The organism is Emergencia sp. (genome assembly GCF_048465375.1).
Lineage (GTDB): Bacteria > Bacillota > Clostridia > Peptostreptococcales > Anaerovoracaceae > Senimuribacter.
This window is the reverse complement of the sequence record NZ_DBFWLQ010000002.1, coordinates 627,177-651,202: the sequence shown is the minus strand read 5'-3', so window position 1 is coordinate 651,202 and position 24,026 is coordinate 627,177. Positions and strand designations below refer to the sequence as shown.

Genomic DNA, 24,026 nt, shown 5'->3' with positions numbered 1-24,026 from the left:
ATTAGCTAAAAAAGTACTGCATGACCATCTAACGGTCAGCAGTACTTTTAAGTTATTCTTGATTTAATTTCGCGTCAAGCTTCGGCTGTAGGTTCTCTTCCAGAGACCGCTTGAATATAGACTGTGCCTTGGCTTTAGAGACTTTAGGTTCTGGATTTGCAATCAAGGTCGGATACTTACCGTTAACCACTTCCCAAATAGACTCGTCAAAATTTTTAAACGTTGCCAAGACCTTATAATTATTTGAATCAGAGATATAAGTCACGCCTGATTCGCTACTAGTTTCATTGCGGTGCATGTAACAATTTGCATCTCCTTTCAACGAATTTTTATCGATGAAGGAAAGCGTATTATTTGCGTTCATTGAGTTATTATAATCCGTTACTACAGCATGGCAATTCTTTACAATGCCAGAATCGTTAGTGGTCATCCCGTTTTTTCCTACAAAGGCATTTAAAATACCAAATCCAAGATTAAATTGATTACGATTTAAATACAAAGCATATGAATCATTAATCTCTGCTTCTCCAGAAATAATTCCCGCAAAGCCGCCAAAAAACGAATTTGATACTGCTGTTCCAGAAAATGAGACTTTTGACCAACAATAACGAATATCCCCTTTGTTAGTGTTTTTACCCACAAATCCACCGATTCCTACTTGGCCTTTAATATTATTCTGCGAAGGTGAAATTTTCACTTCTGCTGAAGAATTCGTAATTTCTCCAGAATTGTAACCAACTAAACCTCCAATATTAATCGAATCTGGAACACTACTGTCAACGCTAAAAGAATCGGCACTTGTATTAAGTATTGTTAGATAATGACAATTCTCTATTTTAGCATTTGGTGTTACGTATCCAATCATACCTCCAATGTTCCCAGTATAGCTCCCATCATTGTCAATTTCTAAAGATACATCTGAATAACAACCTTTCGCTGTGCCACGCAACACGCCTGTCAGACTTCCAATAGATTCAAGGTAAGACTCTTTTGCTGTAATTTTTCCATGCAAAGTGACATAAAACACTTTTCCGGTACTGCCGATTTCAGTAATCAGTCCGGTTTTTACATTTTTGCCACTAATATTCTGCCTAAAGTTATTTATCTCGTAACCCTGCTCATCTCTATACAATGCATTATATTTTCCAGCAAATCCCTTATCTCCGCCAAAAGGTTTAAAATTTTCATTCGTCAAGTTAATATCTAAAGATTGAATGAATTCCTTATCGTTGTAAGAATCAGCGAATTTACTTGTGGCAATGTTTCTCAGCTGCTTATCACTTCGAATATCATACGGATGGGCACTTGTACCCAGTTTATTCTTATTTGCTTTTGCCTCAATTGCACAGCCAAAATCCGGGTTGAAGGTGAACTGTATCGTTTCTCCATCTCCTTTATTCGTCAGCTTCCATTGCGGTGTTGTTACAAAGCCAGACTCATCTCGTTCTGCATCAGATTTCACCTGATAATACTTATATTTTTTACCATCAATTGTAACAATTTCAGGATTTTTAGTATCACCAACGAAATTAACTATTCCTCCTTTAAACTGACTTTCGAATTGTTCATCGTTTTCTTCATCAATCAGAAATCCATAGCTATAACTTTCTGCATACGATTCTTTATCCTTAATCAGGTACTGATCTTTTTTTTCGGTTATTACACCATCCTTGCCAACTGATACATCAACCAGATACCAGGAATCCTGTGTCTTCCTATCCACAGTTACTTTCTCTCTATATGCGAATAATTTCCCTCCGTATACTTCTTTTTCTTCTTCCAGAGGCCAGTCTCCATAATGGACGCCCTTGGTGTTGATTTTATCCTTTGCACCTACTGCGTTCACAGTTCGGAACGGATAAGTCTGGCTATCCAAAGCCTTGTCTTTTGGGTACGACTCAATATCTGTATGAATGCTTTTCATCTCATCGTAGCTCTTTGACTGAATAGAACTTCCTTTCTGACCTTCTCCTACAACCTTTACAGAACCGTCATTGATTCCTGTAAGATAGCTGCATCCATCAACATAACTATCAGAACCATTGCTTTGACCTACAAAGGTTCCAACAATCTGTTCTGAACCTCCCTTTATAAGACCTGTCGCATAGCAATTGCTATACTTAATCGCAGTTTTACCCTTGCCGACCAATCCTCCGGCCGCTCCTTTACCGGGCATTTCGGGAGTAACACCGATATACACAGAACAAGTGCTGTATGAGTTTTTAATTTGCATATTATTACAATTGATCTTTCCTACCAGACCACCGGCGCCGTCTCTTCCATAGACGTTATATACATCTGCATCTCCAGTCTCATATTTCCCATCAACCGTCTGTCCGCCTGTATAACAATTCTCAATCACGCTGTTGCTGCATTTATTAATTTCGCCAATCAGTCCGCCTGCATCACCTGCGTACACATTTGATAGTCTGCCTCCAGATCCAACGGATTTGATTACGGCCGCACTATTGGTTACGGTAACCTTGCTCCCAGTATATCCGATGAGCCCGCCTGCATTTCCCCTTCCTTTATTTGATTTCACAGTACCGCCGTCAACTAGGATATTCGTCAACGTTACACTCTTTCCTTCTGCAACATCGGCGATCAGCATGCTGGCATTCCTGTCAGCACTTACAGTAAAGTCCTTTAAGGTAAGATTTGTCACAGTAAACGTATCCGAATCAACAAATCGCAGAAGACCTGCATTAAAAGCAGTGGTATTATCCAACGTTAAATCTTCATCTACCGATTTATTTATAATCTGTACGTTGGATATCGTTTTACCATTACCTTTGATCTCTACCAGATTTTTATTATAAATTCCATAAAAGCTTTCTTCTGCTAACCATCCGGTATCTTTTGGCGCATCTTCTTTCAGTCCAGGCTTATATACAGATTTTACATCACCTTTTTTTCCAAAGAACTCTTCCCAATTCATATCGGAAATCAAAGAAGCTTTGGTAACCAGATATTCTATCTTATACAATTCTTTGCCAGTCTTGTCTCTGACTGTCCCCCTGTCTACAGGCACACCTGAAACCTTAGGATCCAGATTCTGCAAATGACGGATAGAGCTGATGGATGCGGTAGACACCTTAAAGCCATCACTCTCAGTCCCATCTTTTCGTGCGGCAAACAGGCTGTTGCTCATGTCTTCAGCTTCTCTCACTGTAGCCAATGCCGTTGAACTTGCGCTCACCACCTTTACGATGATGTCTTCTCCCGGCATCAAAGTCGGGAAAAGATCGGCAAAATGACCGCCCGGCCGCGTGAGATCGTCTAAAGTAATCGTATACTTTAATCCTTTACCCTCTTTCCCGCTGATAAGTTCTTTCAATTCAACAGTTTCAACATCCCACCAGAGATCTTTCTTTTTGTCTTTCTTCTCAGGATTCGCACCGTCAGCCAAGTCCAGCGTAAATTGCACTTCGTTGCCGCTGTCTTTTCCTTTTACATATAATGTCAGATGGGTCTGAAGCGTGCTTGTTCCATCTGTCGCCTTATTGAAATAATTAGGGTCGATGACCGTGACTTTCAGAGTATCTTTATTTTCAATGTCCATTTGCAAATCAGAGGTCGGACCGGATAGCAGGTTCCCCGCCATCGCCCCGCCGTAATAGCCGATGATGCCCGCATCGTAGTCTCGCCTCGTATGTCTGCCATCTGCAGTATCCGCTCTTCCACCGTTCTTATCTAATGTGAGGATATCTAAATAGCTAAAATCCACATCCTCCTCAGCATAAAAGACCCCGTACACGGTGGCCGTCTCCACGTTGTACTCGATGATATATCTGCCATCGGCTCTGACGGTTTCGTCAATGGCACCAAAAGGAAGCATATACTGCAATATGCTTCCTTCTAAATTCCCTGTAGTCCCACTAGGTACATTGTATTCTATGTAATAATATTCTTTATTATCTGCCGGCCAATTGATTCCATCAGGCACGTCCTTAGGCTTCTCCTTTATCAAAGTCCCCAGGGCTTCTTTTTTTACAGAAGTATCTGTATCATCCAGTGCCTTCTCTCTGTACCGCTTCAGCTCCCCCGATGCGTCCGCTGCGGTCAGGTGATTTTGGGCAGCAACAAAGATTTCCTTCGCCGTATTGTCCATTTCCGTCAGCTTCATGTTCTTGTAGTAGTGCAGGATGCCAACCATGGTAATGGCGAGAAGGATGATTGAAATGGCCAAGGCCACTAAGGTCTCAGCAAGGGTGAATCCGCTCTTATTATTTAGTTTTCGCTGTAGTCTTCCCCTCATCTTTGTTCTCTTCCAATCCGTCTGTGGTATTTGCATTATACATGGTCTCAAAGAAAGTCACAGTCATGCTGACGCTGACTTCGCCAGAACTGATGCCTTCACCAGAACTGGTGTTGATGCTGATGTTCCTGATGAGACATCTGTATTTGCAGCCGTGCAGCTTTGCTATAATAGACTCTGCCGTATTATAGCTGCCAGCTGTAAAGCTGACGTTAATGTCTCTGCGCACAGCGTCCCCATCTTTGATGGCCTGGCTGAAGTCAAAGTTATAGGTAGAAGCTGCACTGAAAATATCGTTCAGCGCGCTGATTTCATTTTTTATATTGTTGTAGCTTGCCACCACGCTGCCCGTCTGGGCCTTGGCGTTTTTCATCTCGGCTTCCATATCCATGATGCTCTGCGCCCTGGTCTGCTCAATCAAAAGCTCCGTTTCCAAATCTTCGGTGTCGTACTTTTTGATGGTTTCGTCCACGTCTTTGATAATGAATTCATAGTAGGCGATGCCCAGAAGCAGCACACAGAGAACCAAAAGAAGAATCTTTTCACGGCTGGTAAACTCACGGCTCATCATTGCTGCTCACCTCCGTTCGGAATAAAATTAATAATCACGGTTGCAGTCACCATGGCGTTGGAATCCGTATTGGTTCCTGCCGTAGAAACAGTTACAAAGGATACAAGATCATCTTTTTCCAAAGAAGCGACAATGTCTGAAACCGTCCTCAGTCTGATGTTATCTATGGTCAACGTCGCAACATTTCCCGAAATCTCCACAGACTGGATTTCAGATTTAGTTATCACATTGCTTTTAATCACTCTCATCATAGCCATGCGATCCTGCTCCGCTTTTTCTTCGTCATTGAGGTAACCGTTGCCGTAATGGCTATATTCTTCCCTGACCTGGTCATATTTTTCGTTGGATGCACTCAGCTGGTCAATCTGTGTCTGCATCTGCGTATAAGCCTTCTCCGCTTCATAAGCTTCCGCCAGTTTATCAATAACCATGAATTTGACAAAAATGGCGAGAATCAATGCGAATAACACAAAGAGAATTATCTGGAACTTCGGATCCCTTACGCTTTTATCCTGCATCAAAAGGTTGATGGAAGTCTTATCTGGATATCTTACTTTGCCGATGGGCTGATTCAGTCTGCTCACAAATAACACCTCCTATTCCCATGTAATGCCTAAGGCCTGCGGCCCCTGCAAAATCTTTGTCGTATCTTCGTATTTGTCAGTCAGCAGATTGTCTAAGCTGACTACTTTCACTTCCGTGGCTCCTGCAATGGCGTCGATCAAAGGCGTAATCAGAGAACCTCCGCCGCAGTAATAAAGAGCGTCTAATCCGTTGTCTGGATGGTTGAAGTTGTAGAAGTTCAGAACTCGCATGACTTCTATGGCCATCTGGCTGTAAATCTCCTCACAGCCCGGCTCATGAAGGATATCGTCCTTGTTCGTCTCCTTGTAGATGCGTGCGATGTGTTCCTCTACATTGAGCTTTTCGGCAATATACCTGTCGATTTCTTCACAGCCTGCTTCCATTACGCGGGTAATCTCATATTCTCCTTTGGTGAAAAAGTAAAGTTTTACGGTCTTGTGGCCGATATCCAACACGGCATAATCCCCCGGCTCCTTCACATCGTTGACCTCTTCATAATCTTTGATAATATTGCGGATAGCGCAATAATCCGGTGCAATTAAATTGAGACGCAGTCCAGCACGGCGGAACATGGTCTTGTATTGATTAACCGTCTCTTTGAGGATCGCTACTGCCATTAATTCCATCTCCGTGAGATTTCCATCGTCATCAAAAGTCTTGTCAATCACCGCATAGTCATAGAAATACTTATCCTTTTCTTCTGTTATGTAATCGTGAAACTCATAAGGCAGGTTCACTTTTAGCTGGTCCACAGTCATAGCCGGCATGACTACATGTTTGGTGTAAACTAGCTTTTCTGGTATCACCACCGCTGTACTTTTCACAGAAATTTTATTCTCTTTGATTACTTCTTTAATGAATTCTGCCATGGCATCCCAGGATACAATTTCATCCTCCTGTACCAGATTGTCAGGCAGGTCCGCTGTAATCAACCGCTCCAGATTGTAATCGGAACAGACTGCGATCTTCAGGCGGCAATTGCCGATCTCGATGCCCAATATTTTTTTCTTTGCCATATTTTTTCCTCATTTATTTATAGAATGAATTCCGGACTAAACAAACAGTCCCAGGTACCAATTTACCACATCATTTCCCACCAAGGCGCTGATTAAAACCGCCAGGGAAATGGCCGGTCCAAAGGGAATTCGCTTTTGTCCCATGCACAGAACAAAACCGATTCCGATGATACAAGACAGAATCAAGTTAAAAAGTCCCACCCATGGTCCCAAGTACAGACCGGTCATAAAGAACAGCTTGATATCGCCTCCACCCAGGCTTTCTTTGCCTGTCACTTTGTCGAATAGAATGGACAGGAGCAGCATGCCCACGCCGATAGAAAGACCTCCCGCCAAGCCGGAAAGAAGTTCAGCTTTCCAGTCATCTGTAAAGAGCAGTACACTAAAGTACCATAGAATTCCGGCAATAATGAAGCGGTCAGGAATCGTATAGGTCTCCAAGTCCACCAGGGACAATGCCATCAGCATGCATGCCAAGCCGCAGATCCACACGGTCTGCAGCGACAAACCGAATCTCCACGCTGTCAGAATAAAAACAATCGCCATCACCAGTTCCACTGCCATATAACGAGGTGAAATCTTTTCTTTGCAGTATCTGCATCTGCCTCTGAGAAACAGGTAGCTGAACACCGGCACTAAGTCTGCCGCTCCCAGCGGGTGGCCGCAGACGGCACAGTGACTTCTGCCCTTTAGAACGCTCTCATCATGAGCGATTCTCCACGCCATGCAGTTGATAAAACTGCCGAAGACAGCTCCAAAGATGGCCACTACCACAAATATATAAACTGTTAAAAAGGTGTTTTCTTCTATGTTCACGCTTGATTGTCTCCTCCTGGATTGGTCTGCTAAATGTTCGCTGCGGTTTCCACGATGTTTTTATGTTTTTGGGGATGTTTTTGCTTATTTGACATAAATTCATCGAGCGCCCGCGCAGATTCCCTTCGAAATTTGCCATCCTGGTTATTTTTTGCTACTGTTACCGCATGATTTGCTGTGTGTCATCTGATTAAAATAACCAAATGCTATTTTTTAGTATTTTCTTTGCAAATTTTGTCTCTTCATTCACAGAAATCCTGCTTTCTACCTCAGAAAGTTATGTCAAATCTGCAAAAAACTTCAATAAGCACAAAATCATCGTGAAAAGTTTTGTTTATTTGTGCTTGGATCTTTCCTGCTCTTTTGACGGCACCCAGCTAAGATCGATTTTGTCTTCTTTCCCTCGCACTTTGATGACCATGGTATTCCGCTCGCCTCTGTACACTTCACTACCGATTTTCATCTCTGTGTATTCGTTGTAACCAGATAAGTTGTCAGCAAAGATCTTTTTCTTTACGGCATCATAATAGCCTGTGGTATAACCGTCTTTGCCCATGTGCTCGCAAGGCTCATCAAAACTGCCCTCACAACCGTTGATGACACAATCCGCCGTGGTCAGATTCATGGCTGCAACGGACTCCGCCGAATTGACCTTGAGACTGTCGTTGCCCTTCGCCATGCTGTTGTGATAATAGAGGATGCCTTTGTAAGCGAGAAACACCGCAACCAGGGCAATGCCCACGATACAGAAAAGTTCCAGGCGCGAAAGGCCTTTGTTGTTTAATTTTAACATATAAGCTTTTCCTTATAAACCATCTATAATTTTACTAATTTTTTACAGTACACCAAGCTATTTTTACCTTTGGCCCGTTAGTATCGTCGTCATTATTTATGAATATTTGAATTACTCCTCTTTTGGGTGCAATTGGATTTCCATTAATATCAGACTGTTCTATCTGATTATAGCCTTTTACATAAAAAAAATCCCCCACAATTGCCCCTGATTCCGCATCGTAATATTTCCAATAATTAGTCTTGTCTGAATCCGATTGCAAATAATCCGTAATTGCTGCTGCTTTCGCAGCTCTTTCATTAGCAAGGTCTGTATTTTTTTTTGCTTCATTAAGCCTTCCTGTGAAAATTGGAATTGATACAGCAACTAATATTGCGATAATCGCTACGACCACCAAAAGTTCTGCAAGGGTGAATCCTTTACCGCTTTTCATTATTTCTTTTTTCATCTTCACACCTCTATCTTAATAACAATACGACTTATTATTGACATACTAATTCTTTCCTTCATACGGAACCCATTCAAGAATCAGTCCATCTACATTATTAACAATAACTCTTATTATTTGTCTACTATAATCATAGCCTGGGATTTCACCTTCGTCATCTGAAACTGACTTTTTATAGGGTTTTATTTTAGACCAATCTTTCTTCAAAATGCCTTCTTCAGCATCGTAGTATGAAGAAAATGTTTCATCCGAATCTTTATGATCATTCCATATTTCAGGATCAAAATTCTCATTTAGTATACATTCAGCGGCAACAGCTTTCGCTGCTCTTTCATTAGCTAAGTCAGTATTTCTTTTCGTCTCTTCAAGTTTTCCTGTGAAAATAGGGATAGACACCGCCACTAAAATCGCAATAATGGCAACTACAACTAATAACTCTGCTAAAGTAAACCCTCCATTAGTTTTTTGAATTTGTTTTATCACTAAATAGTCCTTTCTTAAAAACGTTTGTAAATGTACTTGATGCTTCCCTAAGAATCAGAATTACTGATCCTTGGGGAAAAATCAATAAATACAGTGGAGCTGTAACCAAACAGCTCCACATCATTCTAACTGTTAATTCCACTCAACAGTCACAGTTGGTTTTTTGTCACCTGTTGAAGCATCCTCATTTTCAACAATGGTAACTTTTACTACCTTTGTATTCGGACTGCCATTATCTTTGGACTTGTTATAACCCTTACCATCTTCTAGTGCATCATCTCTATCTTTAACAATTGTTCCATCTTTAGCGTTGTAGTAACCCGTTGTCACTGAATTATCAGACAAATAAGCAGTAACTGCTGCTGCCTTTGCAGCTCTTGCATTAGCAAGATCAGTATTTTTCTTTGCCTCATTCAATTTCCCTGAAAAAATAGGAATGGACACCGCCACCAGAATAGCAATGATTGCAACAACCACCAACAGTTCAGCAAGGGTAAACCCTTTCTTGTTAAGTTTTGTGTCTAATACTTTTCTCATTTCTAGCATACTTCTTTCCTCCTCGATATCAATAAATTAAAATAATTAACTAATGTTTGTGATTATGGTATCGATTTGGAAAGATAATAACTCAAATTATGTAAAGCTCAGCGATCAGTATACTTACAAGAGTATAGTCCCTAAAGTCTATCACTTTTTAGCTACCCAAGTTGCTGTAACCTCTTTTACCTCATCAGAGTTTGGTTTTAAAGTGATGGTTACCTCTACTACTGCTCCATCAGCAGCGATGTTATTCTGCTTAGCTTTATTATAGCCCTTATTTAAGCTTTCTTTTGTAACCATCTTTCCATTTTCTGCATCATACCACATTGTTTGATTGGTTTGCTCTTCAGCCTGCAGAAATTCCGTTACCATTGCTGCTTTGGCAGCTCTCACATTGGCTTTGTCCGTGTTCTCTCTCGCTTCGTTCAGTTTCCCACTAAAGATCGGGATGGACACGGCCACTAGTATTGCGATAATCGCAACGACTACAAGGAGTTCAGCTAGCGTGAACCCCCCCCCGTTTAGTAATTTTCGTTTTTAAAACATCTCTCATTTTTAACATAATAGTCCTCCTCGTATGTACATACTTTTTTATCTCAAGGGCACCCGGGTTAAAAGCGCCCTATGATACTATAATAAGTTTTCAATGGTCTTGCAAGACCAAAATCTTACCAATTTCCAAATTCCTCTAAATCAATTCGTACATGGTAAACATCGGCAGGTAAATCGAAATGACGATAAATCCTGCGAAGATGGCCATGACGATTAAGATGCCCGGCTCCAGCTTGGAAATCGCTTTTTCCGTAGCGTGTTCGGCTTCATTATCAAAATACGAACCGACCGTCACAAGTGTCTCATCCAGTTCACCGGTGCTTTCACCGATGGCACACATCTCAATCAGCGTTTTCGGAAAATATTTGCTCTGGCGCATACACTCTCCCAGCTGCTTTCCTTCCTCAATCCTGCCACTCATCATAGAAGTCTCCAGGCTCAAAACATAATTGTCCATGACCTTTGCAGTGATGTCCAGCGATTGATGAACCGATAAGCCAGCGCTCATCAAAGCTGCCATGGTATTGGCATATTGACTGGCTCCGTTAAGCAAGGCGATCTTTCCGATCACGGGAATTTTCAACTTCATCTTATGCCAAAATACCCTGCCTTTTTCAGTATTAAAGACAATCTTTAATATCACTACCAGTGCGATCAACGCCCCGATGATGAACAGCCAGTATTCGCCAAAGAAGTTGGACATGGCAATCATCGCTTTGGTAATAACGGGCATCTCTCCATCTAAATCAAGAAACGTTTCCGCCAGAGAAGGCACCACCTTTGCCATGACGATAATCAAAACCACAATAGCGACACAGATGACAAAAATCGGATAACTCATCGCCCGCTTTACCTTCTGACTGGTCTTGTAGGACTTCTCATAATACTTTTCCAAGGTATCAAAGGAATGCTCCAAAGTTCCCGAATGCTCTCCCGCTCTGACCGTTTCGATAAAGGTAATCGGCAGTTCTTTGCAGTTCTTTTCAAAACTGTTGGCGATACCGTTACCTTCCGCCACATCGTCAGCCGCACTGAAGAGCATCTTCCTCAGCCTCTTGTCTGTGGTTTGTTCAGCAATCATCTCCATGCATCTGGAAATCGGTACTCCCGATTTGAGAATGATAGCGAACTGAGAACACATGACCGAAAGGGCTTTGGTATTGATCTTGGTGTTTCCTACCTCCATCTGCAATATATTGTTAATCCCGCCTTCTTTTACGGGTGTAATCTTCGTTACTATGGGGCAGGTCGCTTTAATTTTTTCCACTGCCGCGTATTCGTCCACAGCCTGGACGACACCTCTGGTTTTGACACCGTCTTCCGTAATGGCCCTGTACTGATAAGTTACCAATCCCGCCTCACATCCTTTCTTCTAGATTTCGTCTATCTGATACTCACGTATTTTTTCAAATAATCCTTGTCATTACAAGCTTCATAAGCCGTCTTTGAGGAAATCGTCCCCTCTTTGACCATTTTGATCAGGCAGTTGTCCATGGTCAGACTTCCTTCCGAAGCCCCTGACAGCATCGACGACACCATCTGCGGCGTCTTACCTTCTCTGATCAGGTTTCTGATCGCCGGTGTCACCACCATGACTTCGCATGCTGCAACTCTGCCCTGGCCGCCTTTACGGACCAAAAGCTGCTGAGACAGCACCGCCTTCAGCGTGGTTGATAACTGCAGCCTGATCTGCTGCTGGCGTTCTGCCGGGAAGACACCTACCATACGATCGATAGAATCCGGCGCCGAATTGGTATGCAAAGTTGCAAAGACCAGGTGTCCAGTCTCTGCCGCTGTCAAAGCGGTTTCGATGGTATTGAGGTCTCGCATTTCGCCGATCAAAATGACGTCTGGGTCTTCTCTGAGAATCGCCCGCAGTCCATTGTCGTAGCTCTCTGTGTCTTTGCCTATTTCCCTCTGATTGATAATCGCCTTATCCGGCTCATAAAGGTACTCGATCGGATCCTCCAACGTGATAATGTGATCACATCTCGTGTGATTGATCTGATTCAAAATCGCCGCCAATGTGGTGGACTTACCACTTCCCGTCTCACCAGTTACCAGGACGATACCCTTCTGGTAAGATGGAAAGTCGCTGACTACCGGTGGAAGACCCAACTGATCCAGCTTTGGTATCTGATTGCTCAGTATACGCAAGGCTGCAGAGATGCTGCCCTGCTGCCGGAAGAGATTAATTCTGATACGTTCTCCCGCGATGGTCTTTGCCAAGTCCAACTCGCCGATTTCTTCTATTCTGCTGTATAACTTACCCGCCAACTCACTGGCGATTTTTTCACATGTATCGTGAGTCAGGATTTCTGGAAAAAGGTCTATCAGCTGCCCGTCTTTCCTGCATTTTGGCGGCAGACCTGCCACTACATGTACATCAGAAGCACCTAATTCACTAGCGTGTTTGATATATTCTTCAACTATCATGAAAATCCTCCAAGATTAATCTGTCAGGCTTACAGTTCTGCAAACTTCTTCTACAGTGGTAACGCCTTTTTCTACCAACCGGTCCGCATTATGCACCATGGATACAAAGTCCGTTTTGGACACAATCTGACGCAGTTCCTGTTTGTCACAGTCCCTGGTGATACCTGATCTCAGCTCATCGTTAAAAGTGAGGATTTCAAATACGCCGATTCTTCCTCTGTAGCCACTGTGGAAACACATCGGACAGCCTTTTCCGTGATAAAACTGTCTGTCTTCGTTGCTCACGTCTATTCCCGCCATGTCGCACAATTCTGGGTCAGGCGTATAGGCTTCTCTGCAGTTATTGCAGACCCGCTTAACGAGCCGCTGTGAGATGATGCCTCGAATTCCGCCGGCAATGAGGTAAGGTTCTACCCCCATATCCTTCAGTCTGTCAATGGCAGATACGGCGTCTTCTGTATGTATCGTAGAAATGACCAGATGTCCCGTCATGGCTGCTCTCATAGCAATTTCCGCCGTTTCACCATCACGGATTTCCCCAACAGCGATGATATCCGGGTCCTGTCGCAAAATGGCTCGCAGTCCTCCTGCAAAGGTCAGTCCGGTCTTTTCATTAATCTGTACCTGTGTCGCACCATCGATATTATATTCCACCGGATCTTCCAAAGTAATCAAATTGGTCGATTCGCTGATCAGCTCTTTGATAATAGTATACATAGTAGATGATTTTCCGCTCCCCGTAGGGCCTACGATCAAAATCACGCCGCTGCTGTGCTTCATGAGACGATCCAGTTTCTTAGAATCGTCGTCCATGATGCCGATGCCTTCTCGGTCCAGCATCTGCTCATCACGCGCCAAAAGTCTGATGACGATTTTTTCACCAAAGATTGTCGGCAGCGTAGACATACGGAGGTCGATGTTTTTGCTCTTCAGTCTCAGTTCACTGCGGCCATCTTGCGGAATACGACGTTCAGAAATATCCATTCTGCCCATGACCTTCAGACGGGAAATGACAGAATCCTGTAAATCCCTGGGAATCTGCAGTATATTATGCAGACTTCCGTCGATACGCATACGCACGTTCATGTTGCCGCTGCCCGGCTCAAAGTGGATGTCACTGGCGTCTTCCGTTACAGCCCTCTCGATGATGGAATTGACCAGCCTGATAGTAGGCGCGCTGTTCTCTTCCGCATCGGCAAAATCCATGGTAGCTTCATCAGGACGAAATCCAGATTCTGCCCGCATCTGTGCCATAGCCTTTGCTGCCCCCTCGTTGCCGTAGAGCGCACTGATGGCATGTTCCACCGCATTCTCAGAGGCGATCATCGGAATGATTTTCTTCTTTGAAGTCGAGCGCACTTCTTCTACTGCCATAAAATTCAAAGGATCCTTCATGGCAAGATAAAGGGTATCTTTTACAACCTTTACAGGTACGACGCCGTGTTTCTTAGCGATGCTCTTCGGAATCTGGTCGACCATTTCCGGGGAAATGGTCACTTTGGTCAAGTCGATAAAGTCGATACCCAGCTGCATTCTCAGCGCTTCTATCAGCTGTGCCTCTGTGATAAATCCGTTATCTATCAAAACTTTTCCCAAACGGTCTTTGGACTGCTTTTGGAGTGTCAGGGCTTCGCCCAGCTGTTCGTCCGAAATCAGTCCCACTGATGTCAATACGTCTCCAAGTCGTTTATGTTTCATCTATGATTCCTTCCTGTTGTTGATTGGTTTTACTTTGATTTCCTGTTCCAAAAATTTATCGTTGTCTCTGGTGGCGATGGTAATCGTCGCCGTAAACAGATTAGCGTCTTTGTCATACTCATATTTTATAGATGGTGTCAATCTGCTGGTCATGGTCTGATCAGTCAGCAGCTGCATCGATGCACCCGCATTGGCGCAGATCAGAATCCCCTTCTTCCCACCTGTTCCATCGTCATTTTTGAACCAAATCTCGTACCCCAGATTGCCGCTGACGAACTTTGCTGCTTTAGGATTATCGTCTGCGTTGACGTACTTTGCAAAACGGAACTCGTCGCTCACTTTGCTAATAGTAGTCGAAAGCAGCGTCTGCGCCTCCGCTTTGAGCGTAATCTTTTCGTATGAATTCTTTACTACCATGACACCGCTGCCAAGCATGACGATGATCAGGCTGAGGATCATCACGACCATGAGCATCTCAGAAATAGAAAAGCCTTTTTTATTCTTTATCCGCGACCTCATCACTTGCCGCCCTCGTGTTTCTCATAGGACATCAGACCGGATTTTTCGTCCTGATAAATGTCAATATAAATGAAATTATTTCCGGTCCTAGTCTCTATAATCAGTTGTTGATTTTTTAATACCGGGTCAATTTTCTCCTCCATGGCGTTAACGCCGTTGTAAATCGTCGTAATCTTAGCATCGCCCTTTTCAATCATATGGGTTGCCGCATAAATCAAAGAAGACAACATAAGCATCCCTACAGCTGAAATCAGGATTGCGACCAAGACTTCCGCCAGGGATTCTCCGTTGTTTTCTTTTAACTTCTTATACACACACTGCATAACATCACTTCCTCATCAGCCCTTATCAATAGTGCACTCATTCCAGTAGACCTGTAAGTCTTGTCGCTCAATCTCTACAAGCTGACCCTCTTTTTCCTCTTCATATCTAGTCGTCGTTCTATTTACGATAGCCTTTGCAGTAAGCCTGCAAACATACTTTTCGGAACTCTCTATGTTGAACGTAATTTCAATCTTGTAATCATCGGTCATGATCAAATTTGCCGTTACCGTGCCCAGTACATTTTTCTGCGAATCCTGAGGTCGAATGGTAAATGTTTCCTCTACTTTCGATTGGTTATCCTCATAGACCGCCTTGACTGCGCTCATAAGGATCTTTGCAATCTTGCTGTCTGGTTCAACTGTATAAATCGGCTTACCTCCGTCTTCAGTATAAGCCTGAAACTCCTGCCCTTCTATCTCGTCCCGCATAACCTGTGCTGCCGAGGTGACAGAGTAGAAAGCCTGCTCGGATTCTTTCAATCCGCTGATTCTGCCTGCAGCGGCACTGCCCGCCGACAAAATAATGGAACCTGCCATGGCGCAGAGCAAGAAAAACAGCAATGCCAACAGTATCGTCGCACCCGAATTCGAACGTATTCTGTTTCTCAGCATTGCCTATTCACCTCTTCTATATTGTATAAATAAACTTTATTTGTCTAGATTTGTCCAGTCTTCACTGTATCATATTATACCAAACAAAAGTCTGATATTCAATAACGAATGCTATGGCCTTAGAAAATCTTCACGTCATCTTCCTCTTTTATCCTAGTCTCGCAAAGTCCTTTGTTTGCATTTTTATACAATTTATAAACATAACTTTAATGCATCGGCAAAGTTCTCCACATACAGTCACTAAAAAAGGAGCTGTCGCTCCAGTTGATTGCATTCTTCAATCAGCCTTGCACAGCTCCTCTGTGAATCCTTTATTTCGCTTTGATGCTGACTTTTGCCCATTGGCCATAAGTCGTCTTACCGTTCACTTTGCTGATCGGCCTTACTCTGTAGTAGTAGGTCGTTCCTTTTTTCAAATTCTTGGTATTGGTAATCGTGGTCTTTGCCGTATTACTATTCACATTTGTGAAGTTTTTCGTGGAATAGGTCGATTTCTGAACCTGGTAGCCGGTGATCTGTCCCTTTGGCTTGTTCCAGCTCAGTTTGACCTTGCCCTTTGAAGCAGATGCTTTGACGGTCAATTTGATGGTGTTGACGGCCTTCTCGTTTTCGAACATCTTGAGGATGCCCTTCATCACGCCGTTTACCATGACATCCTGGCCCTCAGGCGCTTTGTCGACCATTTGCGCGGTTGCTGAAGTCTTGAACAGCAGACCTTCGCTTGCCTTCCATGCACGATATTCTTTTGTTGTAGCATCTTTGATCTGTAATTTTGCCGGATCGACACCAGCCGCTTCTAAAAGCTTGACCGCTTCTTCGTGGGTGTAGTAAACTTCTTTCACTTCTGGAAGTTTGTTATTCCACTTGCATCCCTTGTCCGATGACAGATCGTGGTTCGGGTCGTAAGCGGAGTCTTCGCTGCTTCCGCCGCTATATACTTCGATGGTATATGGGTGGATGCCGAACTTGCCATAAGCATAGTCAATCAGTTCCGAATAAGTCGGATAGTCGTGATAGGACTGCTTGTAGTAGAAGTTTCTCTGAGTTGCTTCTGCAATGACCTTCGTCATTTCTTTTGCAGTCTGATCCATGTACTTGATATCGTCCATATCGTCCAAATCCTTATGGGCTTTACGATATCCCCATGGATATAATACGCACTGGATTCCCGTATGCAGGGTTGCCAGACAGGTCATCTTCGGATGTGCCTTAATAAAGTTCTGTACAGCCTGGATTTCAGGCTCTGATGCCGGCGATTCACCTTCTGAATCCATAACGCCGTCTTCGCCCCACAGATAATCAAAGGTACGGTTCATATCGATATTACTGCCTTTTGGATCGTTGCCCAAAATGCCGTCTTTGTTAGCATCGTCACTTTCGCGTCCTGCAGAGCCTGTTATGGTCTTCGCAGCATCTACTGCAGAAATATCAGCGATATAGCCATCTCCGTCGATGTCCTTATAATTATCATTAAACGGAACGCCATCATCATCGTGATCTGTCGGCTTCATGTTCTGGCGAGTATTCCAGATAAAGGACTGTTCATATCCGTCCGGGTTGATGACAGGAATGACATACACGATGTAGTTCTTCAGAAGATTCTTCACCTTGGCAGTCCCTGTGTTTTCAAGAAGATACCATGCACTATACATGGCACTGGAAGCACTTTCTCTTTCACCGCCATGGATATTACCGAATACGGTCACTTCTGTCTTCTTGGATTTTGCCACTGACTCGTCTGTTATTGTCATGCAGTAAAGAGGCCTGTCCTCATGGGTTTTGCCAATGGTTTCTAACTTGCTGAACTTTCCGTAAGCCTTATTCAAGTTTCTGAGTTGTTTCCCCAGCTCTTCATAGGTATACCGATGGTTCCAGTCTACTTGTACCTTAGCCTTAGCGCCGTCAAGAGACGTAACTTCAGCTTTTGTCGCTGCGCTTGCAAAGGTCGTACCTAATACCATGGCAAACACTGTGCAGATGACTACGATTCTTCTAAATCTCTTCTTCATCATCTCATCCTTCCTTTCTTTCGCATGCGGGCTTCACTTTATCATATTAACGCGTTATTGCGTTAATATTTCAACGTTTTCACCCATTTTACAACTTCTATGATAGCACTTTGCCATGGCACAGTCAATAAGTTATCTGATAATTCTTTTTATTCTGTATGTTGATTGTGCTGCAGTTATAAAGGTATTCATTCTACCCGAATGGCAGCTATATAGGGGATAGGGGTATGCGATAAACATTTAGGACGGTAAAGTTAGGTTTTTTGATGACAGCATATAAGTCTCGCGTAACCACATAATAGTATGCGAAGTCATTTCCATCAAAAACAGCCGTGACTGCTTACAGCATCTGTAAATATGCGGCATTTGGTTACTTTTATGGATTGCATCCGGCATTTTAGACACTGAAATTCATGCATAAAGTAACCAGAATCAGATATACTCCCCTACTAATGCTCTAAAATCATAATTCAGTTACGCAGAGAATGCCTGGATACAACAAAAAACCTAACTCTATTATAAAGAGACATGCGGTTTTGATATCTTCAATTCGCAAAGTAGATGATGAATTACAACAAATATTTCCAAATCTTCCGATTTTATGATATTATATAAGAAAAATTATAATTGGAGGATTTGGAAAATGTGTGATGATAAGAAAGAAAAGAAAAATAATTCTAAAGTAAAAAGATTTTCAGAAAAAGCTATAAATAAGAAACCATTAGATTTTACCAATTTAAAGTTAAATTCTGAAAATCAAGATAATGATAAAGAGGGTGACAAAAATAAATAACGATATTTTATTATCAACGGAAAATATTTTAAATGTATTACAATTTTTTATTCCTGGGTTTTTCACTATTAAACTATTTACATATTTTACATCAACAGAAAGTAAAGTAAGCATGAATATAATGATTTTTATGAGTTGTGCAATTAGTTATGTCTATGTTATTTTAATTAATTATGTTAGTAATTTAATTAATATTGAATTAGAACAGTCAAGTATGCTTTTTTTAAGTTTTATAATTTCTATTTTAATGGCAGTGTTTTTTTATTTAATATATAATAGTTCGCCTTTTTCATGGATTTTATTACATTTATTACATAGAACAATAAATAATGATGATATTTTTAAAGATATATTGGATTTTAAAAATGGTACAAATTTAAATATACATTTAAAGAACAAAGATTATTATATTATCGGTTCTTATGATATGTACAATATAGTACAGAAACCGAGTTGGCTATCTCTAACACATTACAAAATTATTAGCAATGAAAAAGAAATTAATACACATAGTTCTGATTTTTCCTCAGAAAAAGATAAAACTATTATGATTAATTTAGATGAAATAGATTATATCGAAAAATTATAAAAAAATTAAAACACCTCCTAACATAATATTTAGGAGGTGTTTTATGGAATAGATTCAAATTTTAATTAAGGATAATAGTTACTTTAGAAATAGATGAATCATATACGTCTTCATTACAAGCTACTAATACACCTTCGGTTTTATCTTGATTTAAGTATCCCTTTCCACTATATAAACTTGTGCCGCTTGATTGAGTGAAACCCATGGATTCTAATAGTGTCGTGTATTCTTCAACAACATCTACTTTATCAGTAGGAATGTTGTATACTGATATATCTGGATAATTCTCACCAGACTCATAAAAACTTTCTTTAGTCATTTGAGTATATTCTTCGTCATATTCAGCATCTTTACAGAACACTCCAAAATCTGGTACTCCTTCATGACCTTCATATGATGGAATATCTTGACCACTGCAACCAATTATGGATAGAGATAAGAGGGAAATAAACACTACAACAATGATTCTTTTCATACCTATTTCCTTTCCTCAAGTTGTTTGGAAATCTCATATTCCATAAACTCACGTATGGTTTGTGTTTCCACTTGATTCCGATAAAGTGTATCTAAAATATTTTTAAACACAATGAGAACAAGCATTGATTCAGCAACAATGACAATACTGACAAGGAATGTTAGCGTATTGAATTCTCCATAATATCCTGTATTACTACCTATAACAAAACATCCAATTACACTGAGGACACCTATAAATAATAAGCAAAATAGAAAAATTTGAGAGATTTTAGGAGTATCATCTTTAGTTAAATCTCGTATTTTCTTCCATTTGTCTCTGTCTGTTTGGGTGAATACTGCATTACAATTTGGGCATGACATGAATGAATCGTCATTGTCTTTTATGTAACGTATGTTTCCACAGTTACTACATTTTGTTCTAATCATAATTAAACTTCCTTTCTTAATCAGTTAATATAGTTTTAAATTTTGATTGGACAGTTTCATCACAGTGGGCATAAAGTTCCATTAAATCAATCAACTTTAGCACCCCAAATTCATAGCCTGTATATAAAACAACATAAGGCTGAACCTTTGGCAAATATTTTTTAAGGATAACAGGTAGTGACTTCCCTATAAACTCCGCTCCTTCTGGAAATAGGGTATACAGTTGGAAGAATAAGTAACCAAATAATACACAAACAATATGGAATAGAATTACATTAATCTTCGTACTTTTGAAGTCCTCTATCTTCCAAAAGTCCTTTAATTGACGATAATCTTCTTCAATTTCTGGTCGTAATTCATAGATATTGAGAATATCTTTTGCACTTTTAGTTATATCAGTAGTTACAAAAACAAAGTATTCATCGGTTTCTTCGTCCCATACTACACAGCCATTAATAGGGACATCTTCTTTTGGATTAGAACCTCTCCAGTTTTCACCTAAATCATCAACAAGAGTGATAACCTGTGAAGTTCGCCTGTTTGTGGGGTGTTCATGCCAGTCATTCTTATATTTTGCATCAAGTACAGCCATTTTGTAAGATTCCATGTTTCTTCTTAACGGAATATATGTATCTACCTTACGCTCAGTTTTTAGGTAGTTGATTAGTTCTCTTGAGAGAAAACCTCTGTCATTGATTAGAATATCATTCTCCTTAAGCATGGGAGAAGTTTTCAGCATCTCTTCACTCAGTTTCAAATCATGTGTATTCAGACTTCCAAAACGAATGTCTTCAATGATTCCAGTATCTTCAACGATACCTCTGAGTGTGGCAAGTTTATAACCTCTTGAATTCATATTGTCACGTTTGCTTTTAGCAATACCAGATTCTTCATAATGTTCATTGAAGTAATTAACTTCTAAATCAGTGCAGTCTAATATATGAATATCGGGAACAATATCTAAAAGAGGGAGAATACCATTTTGTACTGTGTTATTATAGCCATCAACGAACAATGATGAATCGTATTTGTTTAACAGGAATCTTAAACTGCTTTCCTGCATTAAACCAGCTTTCAAATTGCTGTTATCATCAATAAGGGTATATCCAAGTTCAGCTAGTGTCTTATGGTCATTAATTGCAAACGGAATATCCGTAAGACTTGTTTGAACTTTCATTTTAGCGGCAATCGAACAAGCCCAAATCAATTCGTATGGAATTGTATTGTTTTGTGCTCTTTTGTCTGGGATATTATCTTTCAGACAATCAAAAATTTTATGGGAATTCATATGAAGAATAATATCATCAATTAAATTCGTTGAACTTAATGCGATTGCATCTAATTGACCGTTACGGACTTTATCAAGTACGTTTTCTTGGTTATGCTTGCACAGACGTATCATACTCTCACCTCCTTTCTTACTATGATTATACTGCTTAATTACCATAATGTCAATTTATAATTGCAAACTGTCAATTAAATAATCATTAAGCAAATTGAGTTGTTGTGGTGATAATGCAGTTGTGGAAATGAGTTGATATAATTAAAATAAAACGAGGTGAAATAATGATTGGAGAAAACATAAAAAATCTAAGAGAGCAAAACAATTATTCTCAGATAGCCCTCTCAAAAAGATTAGGAATATCACGTTCAGCCGTTAATGCGTGGGAAATGGGAATCAGTATACCCTCAACTCAATATGTTATTGAATTAGCCAAGATTTTTAAAGTTTCCGCTGATTATATTTTAGATATAGAGAAAAGTGAAACCGTGAATATAGGGTATTTAAAGAAAGAAGAAAAAGAGATTATTCATATATTGTTAAACTATTTCAGAAAGTATAGATTTGCTGTAGAATTCATGCACGAATTAGGATATGTTCATCCTCAAGAAGATTATGAAGAATTACTTGATGCAGACTATGAACTGCCTAAAGGTTTAAAAAGAACTTTAGAAAGGCTTAGAGAAGAACGAGAAAAGGAAGAAAAAGAAAATCCTCAGAAATAATGAGGATTTTTTTAGTAAAGTTATAGATATTAAAATGTCAATAGAAAATCTACTTTGCGAATTGAAGTTTGATATAAAAACCCCTTGACTTTTTGTTCAGCATTATGTAAAATATTTACAGTAAATATTTTACATATACAAATGTAGCAAAGGAGCACTTATGAAACTAACAAAGGTCAAATACCCCATTACCAACCCCCTCGTCTTTGCCATTGTCATGAAGGACGCCGAACTGAGGCCCACTTATGTCATCTTCATCTGCACCTTCGACTACTACGGAATAGAGGAACCCATTTACTTTTTCGAAAAATATGACGTCAAAAAATCTTTGCCATACGGGGACGGAACGTTTACAATAATCTTGAACACAACCTGTCCAAAAGAAAAGGTTCCGGAACCCCTGAGGGATTTCTTCGGCTATGTCAACAGCCAGGAGGCAGAAGGCGACGACCCCTTCATCGGCCAGATCCACCAGATGGTGGAGGACCTGAACGGCAGAAAGGAGATCGAACAGATTATGACACTGGAAGAGGAATTGGATGTACGCTACAGCATCGGAAAAAAAGAGGGACTAGAAGAAGGGCTTGCAGAAGGCAAAAAGGATGCCGCCTATGACACTGCACGCAAGATGAAGGCTGACGGACTAGATGCGGGCATCATTGCCAAATACACCGGTCTGTCTATAGAAGAAATCAAAAAATTGTAGTCAATCACGCAATCAAAAAGTGCCAGGCAAGCTGGCACTTTTTTCATTTCAGTTCTTATTTTGTTGAAGCGTCGTACATTTCTTCTGCCTTATCCCATTCATCGATAATAGCAGGGATTACTTTGTACAGGTCGCCAACGATTGCGTAGTCAGCAATTTCCATGATAGGAGCATCAGCATCTTTGTTGATTGCAACGATGATGTCTGAAGTCTGCATACCAGCTAAGTGCTGGATTGCGCCGGAAATTCCGCAAGCAAAGTAGATTTTAGGCTTAACTGTAGTACCTGTCTGACCAACCTGGTGGGAGTGATCGATCCAACCAGCATCAACAGCTGCACGGGATGAACCCACAACGCCGCCAACTTTGTCAGCAAACTTCTGAATCAGTTCGAAACCAGAAGCATCGCCAAGTCCTCTTCCGCCGGAGCAGATGATTTCAGCATCAGTTAAGGAAACTAATTCCTTAGCGGATTTTACGATTTCAACGATTTCAGTTCTGATGTCAGCAGCAGTGATTTCAGGCTTAACATTGATTACTTCACCAGTAGCGCCTTCAACCTTGTCTCTCTTCTGCATTACACCTGGACGTACAGTTGACATCTGCGGTCTAGTCTTAGGGCAGATGATTGTAGCCATCAGGTTACCACCGAATGCAGGACGAGTCTGCTTGATTCCAGTTGATGGATCATCTGGATCCAATGTGGAAGTATCTAATGTAGTGTTCTTCTTAGCGAAGTCTATGTAGCTGGATACTTTTACGTCCAGTCTTGTGCAGTCAGCAGTCAGACCAGTGTTGCATCTAGCAGCAATTCTTGGAGCCAGGTCACGACCTACGTGAGTAGCACCGTAAAGAACGATTTCCGGTTTGTATTCGTCAATTGCCTGCTTGATAACCTTTGTGTAACCATCAGTTGTGAAGTTCTTCAGTAATGGATCCTGAACCATGTAAACTGCTTCAGCACCATATGCGAAACACTCTTCAGCCAGGTGGTCAATTCCGTCACCAACTAATAATGCGCAGACTTTTGTGTCTTCGCTGATTTCTTTTGCCAGTCTGTATCCTTCACCGATCAGTTCAAGAGCAACGTTCATTAACTTTCCGTCTCTCTGTTCAGCAAATACCCATACATTCTTGTATGCGCTCAGGTCAACTGCAGCTTCCTGTGCTTTTTCTTTGATAGCGCCAAACTTACAAGCAGTTAAGCACTGGTTACAGAATGAGCACTTTGCATTGACTTTTGCAATTTTGCCGGCTTTGTTGCCATCATATGGTTCGAATTCAAAGGCATCGTAAGGACATGATTTGAAGCATAGTCCGCAGCCTATACATTTCTCTTTTAATATTTCAATAGCCATTGTTATTCCTCC

General features: G+C 41.1%; 25 protein-coding genes and 1 pseudogene. 4 read left to right on the top strand and 22 right to left on the bottom strand.

Annotated features, from left to right (window positions below; translation table 11 throughout):
• Positions 1–52: 52 nt before the first annotated feature.
• From ACMQ5W_RS03555 to ACMQ5W_RS03470, 18 genes and pseudogenes are all read right to left on the bottom strand, one after another.
• Positions 53–4,258, bottom strand: a complete 4,206-nt coding sequence (locus tag ACMQ5W_RS03555) for a type II secretion system protein (RefSeq protein ID WP_419023438.1) — start codon at positions 4,256–4,258, stop codon at positions 53–55.
• Complete coding sequence (locus ACMQ5W_RS03550) at positions 4,227–4,829, bottom strand: hypothetical protein (protein ID WP_419023436.1); 603 nt, start codon at positions 4,827–4,829, stop codon at positions 4,227–4,229. Before ACMQ5W_RS03550 ends, ACMQ5W_RS03555 begins: the two co-directional genes overlap by 32 nt.
• Positions 4,826–5,413, bottom strand: a complete 588-nt coding sequence (locus ACMQ5W_RS03545; RefSeq protein WP_419023434.1) for a hypothetical protein — start codon at positions 5,411–5,413, stop codon at positions 4,826–4,828. Before ACMQ5W_RS03545 ends, ACMQ5W_RS03550 begins: the two co-directional genes overlap by 4 nt.
• 12 nt (positions 5,414–5,425) lie before the next feature.
• Positions 5,426–6,430 (bottom strand): pilus assembly protein PilM, encoded by a 1,005-nt coding sequence (gene pilM, locus ACMQ5W_RS03540; RefSeq protein ID WP_419023432.1) that lies wholly within the window; start codon positions 6,428–6,430, stop codon positions 5,426–5,428.
• Positions 6,431–6,466: 36 nt separating this feature from the next.
• On the bottom strand, positions 6,467–7,246 hold the full coding sequence (locus tag ACMQ5W_RS03535; protein ID WP_419023430.1) for a prepilin peptidase: 780 nt from the start codon (positions 7,244–7,246) through the stop codon (positions 6,467–6,469).
• Between the two features lie 334 nt (positions 7,247–7,580).
• Positions 7,581–8,039, bottom strand: a complete 459-nt coding sequence (locus ACMQ5W_RS03530) for a hypothetical protein (protein ID WP_419023429.1) — start codon at positions 8,037–8,039, stop codon at positions 7,581–7,583.
• Between the two features lie 34 nt (positions 8,040–8,073).
• Positions 8,074–8,487: a type IV pilin protein gene (locus tag ACMQ5W_RS03525; protein WP_419023427.1), complete on the bottom strand. Its 414-nt coding sequence runs from the start codon at positions 8,485–8,487 to the stop codon at positions 8,074–8,076.
• A gap of 45 nt (positions 8,488–8,532) precedes the next feature.
• A complete protein-coding gene (locus tag ACMQ5W_RS03520; RefSeq protein WP_419023426.1) occupies positions 8,533–8,970 on the bottom strand; it encodes a type IV pilin protein in 438 nt (145 codons plus the stop codon).
• Between the two features lie 132 nt (positions 8,971–9,102).
• Complete coding sequence (locus ACMQ5W_RS03515) at positions 9,103–9,516, bottom strand: type IV pilin protein (protein ID WP_419023424.1); 414 nt, start codon at positions 9,514–9,516, stop codon at positions 9,103–9,105.
• A 141-nt stretch (positions 9,517–9,657) separates the two neighbouring features.
• Complete coding sequence (locus ACMQ5W_RS03510; protein WP_419023423.1) at positions 9,658–9,903, bottom strand: hypothetical protein; 246 nt, start codon at positions 9,901–9,903, stop codon at positions 9,658–9,660.
• Between the two features lie 60 nt (positions 9,904–9,963).
• Positions 9,964–10,020, bottom strand: a pseudogene (locus ACMQ5W_RS03505) (prepilin-type N-terminal cleavage/methylation domain-containing protein); the annotation flags it as partial.
• Between the two features lie 178 nt (positions 10,021–10,198).
• Positions 10,199–11,413 (bottom strand): type II secretion system F family protein, encoded by a 1,215-nt coding sequence (locus ACMQ5W_RS03500; protein ID WP_419023421.1) that lies wholly within the window; start codon positions 11,411–11,413, stop codon positions 10,199–10,201.
• Between the two features lie 32 nt (positions 11,414–11,445).
• Positions 11,446–12,498: a type IV pilus twitching motility protein PilT gene (locus ACMQ5W_RS03495; RefSeq protein ID WP_419023419.1), complete on the bottom strand. Its 1,053-nt coding sequence runs from the start codon at positions 12,496–12,498 to the stop codon at positions 11,446–11,448.
• A 15-nt stretch (positions 12,499–12,513) separates the two neighbouring features.
• Positions 12,514–14,196 carry a GspE/PulE family protein gene (locus tag ACMQ5W_RS03490; protein WP_419023418.1) on the bottom strand — a complete coding sequence of 561 codons (1,683 nt, stop codon included), beginning with the start codon at positions 14,194–14,196 and terminating at the stop codon, positions 12,514–12,516.
• Positions 14,197–14,715: a PulJ/GspJ family protein gene (locus ACMQ5W_RS03485; protein WP_419023416.1), complete on the bottom strand. Its 519-nt coding sequence runs from the start codon at positions 14,713–14,715 to the stop codon at positions 14,197–14,199.
• On the bottom strand, positions 14,715–15,038 hold the full coding sequence (locus tag ACMQ5W_RS03480; RefSeq protein ID WP_419023414.1) for a type IV pilus modification PilV family protein: 324 nt from the start codon (positions 15,036–15,038) through the stop codon (positions 14,715–14,717). The genes ACMQ5W_RS03485 and ACMQ5W_RS03480 overlap by 1 nt, the downstream gene beginning before the upstream one ends.
• 15 nt (positions 15,039–15,053) lie before the next feature.
• Positions 15,054–15,650 carry a hypothetical protein gene (locus ACMQ5W_RS03475; RefSeq protein WP_419023412.1) on the bottom strand — a complete coding sequence of 199 codons (597 nt, stop codon included), beginning with the start codon at positions 15,648–15,650 and terminating at the stop codon, positions 15,054–15,056.
• A gap of 311 nt (positions 15,651–15,961) precedes the next feature.
• Entirely contained in the window at positions 15,962–17,662 is a 1,701-nt protein-coding gene (locus tag ACMQ5W_RS03470) for a M14 family zinc carboxypeptidase (protein ID WP_419023411.1), read from the bottom strand.
• Positions 17,663–18,302: 640 nt separating this feature from the next.
• On the opposite strand from ACMQ5W_RS03470, the gene ACMQ5W_RS03465 reads away from it, so the two are divergent.
• Both ACMQ5W_RS03465 and ACMQ5W_RS03460 read left to right on the top strand, forming a co-directional pair.
• Positions 18,303–18,452 (top strand): hypothetical protein, encoded by a 150-nt coding sequence (locus ACMQ5W_RS03465; protein WP_419023409.1) that lies wholly within the window; start codon positions 18,303–18,305, stop codon positions 18,450–18,452.
• A complete protein-coding gene (locus ACMQ5W_RS03460; protein WP_419023407.1) occupies positions 18,436–19,041 on the top strand; it encodes a hypothetical protein in 606 nt (201 codons plus the stop codon). Before ACMQ5W_RS03465 ends, ACMQ5W_RS03460 begins: the two co-directional genes overlap by 17 nt.
• 61 nt (positions 19,042–19,102) lie before the next feature.
• On the opposite strand, the gene ACMQ5W_RS03455 is transcribed toward ACMQ5W_RS03460, so the two are convergent.
• From ACMQ5W_RS03455 to ACMQ5W_RS03445, 3 genes are read right to left on the bottom strand one after another with little or no spacing between them, the layout of a single operon-like run.
• Positions 19,103–19,516, bottom strand: coding sequence for a hypothetical protein (locus tag ACMQ5W_RS03455; RefSeq protein WP_419023405.1), 414 nt, complete (start codon positions 19,514–19,516; stop codon positions 19,103–19,105).
• 2 nt (positions 19,517–19,518) lie between these two features.
• A complete protein-coding gene (locus ACMQ5W_RS03450) occupies positions 19,519–19,944 on the bottom strand; it encodes a hypothetical protein (RefSeq protein ID WP_419023403.1) in 426 nt (141 codons plus the stop codon).
• 16 nt (positions 19,945–19,960) lie between these two features.
• Complete coding sequence (locus tag ACMQ5W_RS03445; RefSeq protein ID WP_419023401.1) at positions 19,961–21,346, bottom strand: transposase; 1,386 nt, start codon at positions 21,344–21,346, stop codon at positions 19,961–19,963.
• 164 nt (positions 21,347–21,510) lie between these two features.
• Here ACMQ5W_RS03445 and ACMQ5W_RS03440 point away from each other — a divergent pair, with 164 nt between their 5' ends.
• Together ACMQ5W_RS03440 and ACMQ5W_RS03435 are read left to right on the top strand one after the other, a co-directional pair.
• Positions 21,511–21,951, top strand: coding sequence for a helix-turn-helix domain-containing protein (locus tag ACMQ5W_RS03440; RefSeq protein WP_419023399.1), 441 nt, complete (start codon positions 21,511–21,513; stop codon positions 21,949–21,951).
• A gap of 160 nt (positions 21,952–22,111) precedes the next feature.
• On the top strand, positions 22,112–22,657 hold the full coding sequence (locus tag ACMQ5W_RS03435; RefSeq protein ID WP_419023397.1) for a hypothetical protein: 546 nt from the start codon (positions 22,112–22,114) through the stop codon (positions 22,655–22,657).
• A gap of 55 nt (positions 22,658–22,712) precedes the next feature.
• On the opposite strand, the gene ACMQ5W_RS03430 is transcribed toward ACMQ5W_RS03435, so the two are convergent.
• Positions 22,713–24,014, bottom strand: a complete 1,302-nt coding sequence (locus ACMQ5W_RS03430; protein ID WP_419023395.1) for an FAD-binding protein — start codon at positions 24,012–24,014, stop codon at positions 22,713–22,715.
• Positions 24,015–24,026 lie beyond the last annotated feature (12 nt).

Excerpts from the sequence above, each read along its gene's own strand:
- ACMQ5W_RS03515 (WP_419023424.1), bottom strand. The coding sequence starts at position 9,516 with ATGCTAGAAATGAGAAAAGTATTAGACACAAAACTTAACAAGAAAGGG.
- ACMQ5W_RS03445 (WP_419023401.1), bottom strand. The coding sequence starts at position 21,346 with ATGATACGTCTGTGCAAGCATAACCAAGAAAACGTACTTGATAAAGTC.
- ACMQ5W_RS03485 (WP_419023416.1), bottom strand. The coding sequence starts at position 14,715 with ATGAGGTCGCGGATAAAGAATAAAAAAGGCTTTTCTATTTCTGAGATG.
- ACMQ5W_RS03470 (WP_419023411.1), bottom strand. The coding sequence starts at position 17,662 with ATGATGAAGAAGAGATTTAGAAGAATCGTAGTCATCTGCACAGTGTTT.
- ACMQ5W_RS03495 (WP_419023419.1), bottom strand. The coding sequence starts at position 12,498 with ATGATAGTTGAAGAATATATCAAACACGCTAGTGAATTAGGTGCTTCT.
- ACMQ5W_RS03455 (WP_419023405.1), bottom strand. The coding sequence starts at position 19,516 with ATGAAAAGAATCATTGTTGTAGTGTTTATTTCCCTCTTATCTCTATCC.
- ACMQ5W_RS03530 (WP_419023429.1), bottom strand. The coding sequence starts at position 8,039 with ATGTTAAAATTAAACAACAAAGGCCTTTCGCGCCTGGAACTTTTCTGT.
- ACMQ5W_RS03465 (WP_419023409.1), top strand. The coding sequence starts at position 18,303 with ATGTGTGATGATAAGAAAGAAAAGAAAAATAATTCTAAAGTAAAAAGA.
- ACMQ5W_RS03430 (WP_419023395.1), bottom strand. The coding sequence starts at position 24,014 with ATGGCTATTGAAATATTAAAAGAGAAATGTATAGGCTGCGGACTATGC.
- ACMQ5W_RS03450 (WP_419023403.1), bottom strand. The coding sequence starts at position 19,944 with ATGATTAGAACAAAATGTAGTAACTGTGGAAACATACGTTACATAAAA.
- ACMQ5W_RS03440 (WP_419023399.1), top strand. The coding sequence starts at position 21,511 with ATGATTGGAGAAAACATAAAAAATCTAAGAGAGCAAAACAATTATTCT.
- ACMQ5W_RS03550 (WP_419023436.1), bottom strand. The coding sequence starts at position 4,829 with ATGATGAGCCGTGAGTTTACCAGCCGTGAAAAGATTCTTCTTTTGGTT.
- ACMQ5W_RS03475 (WP_419023412.1), bottom strand. The coding sequence starts at position 15,650 with ATGCTGAGAAACAGAATACGTTCGAATTCGGGTGCGACGATACTGTTG.
- ACMQ5W_RS03525 (WP_419023427.1), bottom strand. The coding sequence starts at position 8,487 with ATGAAAAAAGAAATAATGAAAAGCGGTAAAGGATTCACCCTTGCAGAA.
- ACMQ5W_RS03435 (WP_419023397.1), top strand. The coding sequence starts at position 22,112 with ATGAAACTAACAAAGGTCAAATACCCCATTACCAACCCCCTCGTCTTT.
- ACMQ5W_RS03490 (WP_419023418.1), bottom strand. The coding sequence starts at position 14,196 with ATGAAACATAAACGACTTGGAGACGTATTGACATCAGTGGGACTGATT.
- pilM (WP_419023432.1), bottom strand. The coding sequence starts at position 6,430 with ATGGCAAAGAAAAAAATATTGGGCATCGAGATCGGCAATTGCCGCCTG.
- ACMQ5W_RS03555 (WP_419023438.1), bottom strand. The coding sequence starts at position 4,258 with ATGAGGGGAAGACTACAGCGAAAACTAAATAATAAGAGCGGATTCACC.
- ACMQ5W_RS03480 (WP_419023414.1), bottom strand. The coding sequence starts at position 15,038 with ATGCAGTGTGTGTATAAGAAGTTAAAAGAAAACAACGGAGAATCCCTG.